At 69.6% G+C, this 5,316-nt stretch carries 6 protein-coding genes; 2 read left to right on the forward strand and 4 right to left on the reverse strand.

The window, feature by feature from the left end; genetic code table 11:
- From G6017_RS08050 to glyA, 3 genes are all read right to left on the reverse strand, one after another.
- A partial coding sequence (locus G6017_RS08050) for a LysR substrate-binding domain-containing protein (protein WP_182616854.1) occupies nucleotides 1-448 on the reverse strand: 448 nt, incomplete at its 3' end.
- Between the two features lie 35 nt (nucleotides 449-483).
- Complete coding sequence (locus G6017_RS08055) at nucleotides 484-1,098, reverse strand: TetR/AcrR family transcriptional regulator (RefSeq protein ID WP_107749135.1); 615 nt, start codon at nucleotides 1,096-1,098, stop codon at nucleotides 484-486.
- A gap of 107 nt (nucleotides 1,099-1,205) precedes the next feature.
- The gene (gene glyA / locus G6017_RS08060) at nucleotides 1,206-2,510 is read right to left on the reverse strand and encodes a serine hydroxymethyltransferase (protein WP_182609523.1); all 1,305 of its coding nucleotides are present in this window, start codon (nucleotides 2,508-2,510) and stop codon (nucleotides 1,206-1,208) included.
- A gap of 133 nt (nucleotides 2,511-2,643) precedes the next feature.
- Between glyA and coaA the strand changes: the two genes are divergently transcribed.
- Nucleotides 2,644-3,576 carry a type I pantothenate kinase gene (gene coaA, locus G6017_RS08065; RefSeq protein WP_182609522.1) on the forward strand — a complete coding sequence of 311 codons (933 nt, stop codon included), beginning with the start codon at nucleotides 2,644-2,646 and terminating at the stop codon, nucleotides 3,574-3,576.
- Nucleotides 3,577-3,593: 17 nt separating this feature from the next.
- Here the strand turns inward: coaA and G6017_RS08070 are convergent, their stop codons facing one another.
- Nucleotides 3,594-4,724 (reverse strand): tocopherol cyclase family protein, encoded by a 1,131-nt coding sequence (locus G6017_RS08070; protein ID WP_182609521.1) that lies wholly within the window; start codon nucleotides 4,722-4,724, stop codon nucleotides 3,594-3,596.
- Between the two features lie 37 nt (nucleotides 4,725-4,761).
- On the opposite strand from G6017_RS08070, the gene G6017_RS08075 reads away from it, so the two are divergent.
- Entirely contained in the window at nucleotides 4,762-5,250 is a 489-nt protein-coding gene (locus tag G6017_RS08075; protein ID WP_182609525.1) for a PH domain-containing protein, read from the forward strand.
- Nucleotides 5,251-5,316 lie beyond the last annotated feature (66 nt).

Genomic DNA, 5,316 nt, shown 5'->3' on the forward strand with positions numbered 1-5,316 from the left:
GCGCGTACGGCAGCGGCAAGACAAGGAGCCCGACCCCGGCCGCGACCAGGTCCACCGCGGCCGACACCTCGTCCGGGGTCGCGGCGATCGCGTCGACGGGGTCGAGCCACTGCTCGCCCTCGAGGTCCGCCACGGCCACCGTGTCGAACGCGGCCAGCTCGTGATCCTTCTCCGCCAGCACCGCCATGGTCTCGGTGTACAGCGGCACCCTGAGCAGGCCGGGCGGCGAGGATCGCGGGGCCGCGTCGGGTTCGCGGAGGAAGATCACGTCGAACCCCACGTCCCCGGCGACCCGGGCCAGCGCCGAGCGCGGATCCCCCGAGCGCCGCGCCGAGATCGGCACCTCGGGATTGCGCTCGCGCCACCGGGTGAGCCACTTGTCGGGCTGCACGCCCGGGACGTAGCCGATGGCCAGGCTCCGCCGGTCCGGACCGGTATCCTCGTTCACCCCTCAACGGTAGCCGCTGCTCCGTGAACCCCGGATCAGTGCACCAACCGTGAACAGGCATCTGCCACCGAATCGCCGATCGCGGTGAGGGGCCGCACCCCATCCGGCCGGTACCAGGTCCACACGGAGCTGACCATTCCCAGAATCAGCCGTCCCAGCTCCTCCTCGTCCCGCCGTGGGAACTCACCGGAGTCCATTCCGCGCGCCAGCAACGAGATCCAGTCCTGCTCCACCGCGCGCGAGTGCTCCACCGCCGTCTGGCGCTCTTCCTCTTCTCGCTCAGTGGAACGCGTGGTCTCCAGGATGCCGACGTGGTGCACCAGAATTCGGGCTTGAAGCGCCTCACTGGCGGTGACGTCGTATACACCTCGCACCGCGGCCCGCAGAGCCGATTCAGCATCCACGGAGTCCTTCACGGCCTCAGAGAAGCGCCGATGAGAGTGGTCGAGCTCGGTACTCATGATCGTGAGCAGGCAGTGAGCTTTGGATTCAAAGTAGTGATATAGCGCTGTCTGACCGATTCCCACCTCGTGCGCGATCGTCGCCCACTTGGTGTGCTCGTATCCAGCAGATCCGAAGTGGTCGACCGCGACCCGGAGAATCGCCTTCCTCTTGGACCTGGAACTCTCCATCCTGGCGTGCTGCACCATCCCTCATCCCCCTGACCGTGGCCTCGAACCTCGCGGTTCGGAGTACGTCGCATCCGACTCGGAACCATCCACTCCGGCGCCCCCTGCGCTTGGCCCGCCCCCTACGCTCAGCCCAGGATCGTCCAGTCCTCGAGGCCCTCGTACAGCGGCTTGGCCGCGGCCAGCGCGGACACGCGTCCACGCAGGGCGGTGATGTCGGCGTCCGTACCCGCCGCGAGGGCGGTGCCGATGATGTCCGCGACCTCGCGGAAGTCCTCGGCCCCGAAACCACGGGTGGCCAGCGCGGGCGTACCGATCCGCAGACCGGAGGTCACCATCGGCGGACGGGGGTCGAACGGCACGGCGTTGCGATTGACGGTGATGCCGACCTCGTGGAGGAGGTCCTCGGCCTGCTGGCCGTCGAGGTCGGACTCGCGCAGGTCCACCAGCACCAGGTGGACGTCGGTCCCTCCGGTGAGGACGGACACGCCGGCCTGGCGGCAGTCGTCGGCCATGAGCCGCTCGGCGAGGATCTTGGCGCCCTCGATGGTCCGCTGCTGGCGCTCGCGGAACTGCTCGGTACCGGCGATCTTCATGGCGGTGGCCTTGGCTGCGATCGCGTGCATGAGCGGCCCACCCTGCTGGCCGGGGAACACCGCTGAATTGAGCTTCTTGAACAGCTCGAGGTCATTGGTGAGGATCATGCCGGAGCGCGGCCCGCCCAGGGTCTTGTGGACGGTGGTGGACACGACGTCGGCGTGCGGAACCGGGCTCGGGTGCAGTCCCGCGGCCACCAGGCCGGCGAAGTGCGCCATGTCCACCCAGAGCTTGGCCCCCACCTCGTCGGCGATCTCGCGGAACTTCGCGAAGTCCAGGGTCCGCGGGTAGGCCGACCAGCCGGCGATGATCACGTCCGGCTTCTCCGCCAGCGCCATCTCGCGGACGGTGTCCATGTTGACCTGCATGGTCTCGGGATCCACCTCGTAGGCGGCGACCTCGTACAGCTGGCCGGAGAAGTTGAGCTTCATGCCGTGGGTGAGGTGACCACCGTGCGCCAGGGACAGGCCCATGATCTTGGAGCCCGGCGCCGCGAGTGCCATCAGTACGGCGGCGTTTGCCTGGGCGCCCGCGTGCGGCTGGACGTTGGCGTACTTGGCGCCGAACACCTCCTTCGCGCGGTCCCGAGCCAGGTTCTCCACCACGTCGACGTGCTCGCAACCGCCGTAGTACCGCCGGCCCGGGTAGCCCTCGGCGTACTTGTTGGTGAGCACCGATCCCTGGGCCTGCAGGACCGAGCGCGGCACGAAGTTCTCCGACGCGATCATCTCGAGCGTGTCTCGCTGTCGTGCGAGCTCGCCGGCCATCGCCTCGGCGACCTCCGGATCGAGCTCGGACAGGGAAGCGGTGAACACGTCGGTGTTCGGGTCGGTCATCGTTGCTCCTCGCAGGTGGGCTTCTCACTTCGTACGAATCGTGTCGGGGCCACGGCTCGTCTCGTCGTCGTCAGTCTAGTGCCAGGGCACCTGGAGGCCTCTCCCCCGTGGGCACCTGACACAATCAGCAACCGTGAGCAGACATGCCGGCGACTACACGCCGTACGTCGAGTTCGACCGTCGAAGCTGGCGGCGCCTGCGGCGTGCGATGCCCATGGTGCTCACCGAACAAGACCTCGAGGGCCTCCGAGGCCTGGGCGAACACCTCGACCTCGACGAGATCGCGGAGATCTACCTGCCGCTGAGCCGGCTCATCCACCTGCAGGTATCCGCCAGACAGCGGTTGTTCCAGTCGACCAATCTGTTCCTCGGCGAGACCGTGGACGCCCCGATGCCGTTCGTGATCGGGGTGGCCGGCTCGGTGGCGGTGGGCAAGTCCACCTCCGCGCGTGTGTTGCGCGCGCTGCTGACCCGCTGGGACTCCCACCCCCGGGTGGACCTGATCACCACCGACGGCTTCCTCTACCCCAACCGCGAACTCCAGCGGCGCCAGCTCATGCACCGCAAGGGCTACCCCGAGTCCTACGACCGGCGTGCGCTGTTGAGGTTCGTCACCGAGGTCAAGTCCGGTGCCCCGGTCGTCCGCGCGCCCGTGTACTCGCACACCAAGTACGACATCGTCCCCGACGAGTTCATCGAGGTGAAGCGCCCGGACATCCTCATCGTCGAGGGCCTGAACGTCCTGCAGACGGGCCCCCGGCTGATGGTCTCGGACCTGTTCGACTTCTCGCTCTACGTGGACGCGAAGATCGAGGACATCGAGAAGTGGTACGTCGAGCGCTTCCTGGAACTGCGCAGCACGTCGTTCTCCAACCCCAACTCGCACTTCGCGCACTACGCGGATCTGTCCGACCAGGCGGCCCGGCTCGCCGCCCGCGAGATCTGGATGTCGATCAACCGCCCGAACCTGGTGGAGAACATCCTGCCGACCCGGCCGCGCGCGACGCTGGTGCTGCGGAAGAACTCGGACCACTCCATCCAGCGGCTGCGCCTGCGCAAGATCTGACGCGCTCCCGGGTTCGTTCACTCCGGCGCGGCGCCCGTCTCCCCCACGGGTACGCCACGCCGCCGCAACTCGGCCTCGGCGCGGTCCAGCCCCCCGTGCTCGAGTGCGGCCTGTGGACTGTGATCGCTCCAGACATGGCGCCCGAACCGGCTCACCTCCACCTCGAGCTCACCGGACAGGTGCTCGATCGCGCCCGCCGAGTTCCGCTTCTCCGACGGCAACGGCACGGGCAGCACGTGCGCCCGACCCAGGGGCGCCCGCCCGGTCACGCGGATCCGCCAACCGTAACCGCGCCCCTCGAGTGCCCAGACGTCATCAGCGACCCGCGCCCGGACCGGCGAGACCACGGGGTTTCCCAGCCGGATCACCCGACCATCCGGAAGTCGCACCACGAGGGCGGTGACCTCGGTGCGCAGCGGGCCCGAATGGATCTGCCCGCCGGCGAAGGCCACGCAGGTGTCCGGTTCGGAGAATCCCTGCGCCTGCCCCCACCACCAGGAGTCCGGAAAGCCCTCGGCGCCCCAGTTCTTCTCCCCGTAGACATCGGCGCCGTCGAACTCCCAGTGCCGGCCGTCCAGCTCCGCCCAGCCCCGCGCCCGACCGCCGAGCAACCACGGGTGCCAGTACTGGTTGAGGGCGGGAACGGCCTGGAAGACGCTCGACCCACCGACGGCCCGGTGCGGCCACTCCACGGGATCGGTGATCTCCACGTGGAGGCGGGCCCCCTCGCCCATGTCCACGGTCACCCCGTCCGGTCGGTACTCGAACCGATCCCCGGAGCGGGCCCCCAGGCGGTCGGGATCGGCCCACCCCTCGGGCGCGGCGGCCAGCCGGAGAGACGACGACGTGCCCGACCTCGCGGGTGGCGTCCCCGCCTCGGTAGATGACGACGACGAGGTCGCGCCGACGCCCGGCCGGGGGGCCCCGATCTCCCCTGGCCGGGGAGGCACCTCGTCGGACGCCAGGCCGAGCGTCGCCCAGTGCCCGTCCGGCCCCCGGTTGATCCCGATGAGCGCGATCAGGGCGCGGCCGCGGTCGCGATCGGTCACGCGGAGGAAGTATCCCTCCATGGCCACCCCGTGCGCGCGGAGCGGATCGCCGAAGGGCAGGTCTGCGCCGGTGGCCCGGTAGCGCCGGTGAAGTGTCATGCACGCCAGCGTTCCACAGGGCCCTATGTTGGACACCGTGAACTCGTCATCGATCGGACTCAGGCCACCACGTCACCGCGTCGACCCGCGGTGTCGGCGCTGGTGGACGGCGCAGGTCGCACTGTGGATGGCGGGGCCGCTGGTGGTGGCCGTGGTCCTGGGCCTGGTCCTGTTCCCCTGGGTCCTGCTCGTGGCGGCGGGGTGGGCGGCCGCGACCGCCGTGGCACTGGTCGCGGTACCCCGGGTGCGCTGGGCCATCCACCGGTGGGAAGCGACGGACACGGCGATCTACAGCCGTAGTGGTCTGTTCTGGGAGGAATGGAGGGCCGCGCCGCTCTCCCGGGTGCAGACCGTCGACAAGACCCGCGGTCCACTGCAGCGTCAGTTCGGGTTGGCCACCGTCGTCGTCACCACCGCCTCCTCCTCTGGCGCGGTCCGCATCAGCGCCCTCGACGCCGCGCAGGCCGAGGAGATGGTCGACAGGTTGACGCTCCTGGCCGAGGACGACCAGCGGGACGCGACGTGACCACGCCCGGGACGCAGCACTTCGCGGCATCGCGGCCCGACCCCGCGGAGCCCGCCCCCGAATGGC

This window comes from Dietzia sp. B44 (genome assembly GCF_014145245.1).
GTDB classification, from domain to species: domain Bacteria; phylum Actinomycetota; class Actinomycetes; order Mycobacteriales; family Mycobacteriaceae; genus Dietzia; species Dietzia natronolimnaea.

Bases quoted from the DNA above. Each gene is read 5' to 3' on its own strand.
- glyA (WP_182609523.1), bottom strand. From the start codon at position 2,510: ATGACCGACCCGAACACCGACGTGTTCACCGCTTCCCTGTCCGAGCTC.
- G6017_RS08055 (WP_107749135.1), bottom strand. From the start codon at position 1,098: ATGGTGCAGCACGCCAGGATGGAGAGTTCCAGGTCCAAGAGGAAGGCG.
- G6017_RS08070 (WP_182609521.1), bottom strand. From the start codon at position 4,724: ATGACACTTCACCGGCGCTACCGGGCCACCGGCGCAGACCTGCCCTTC.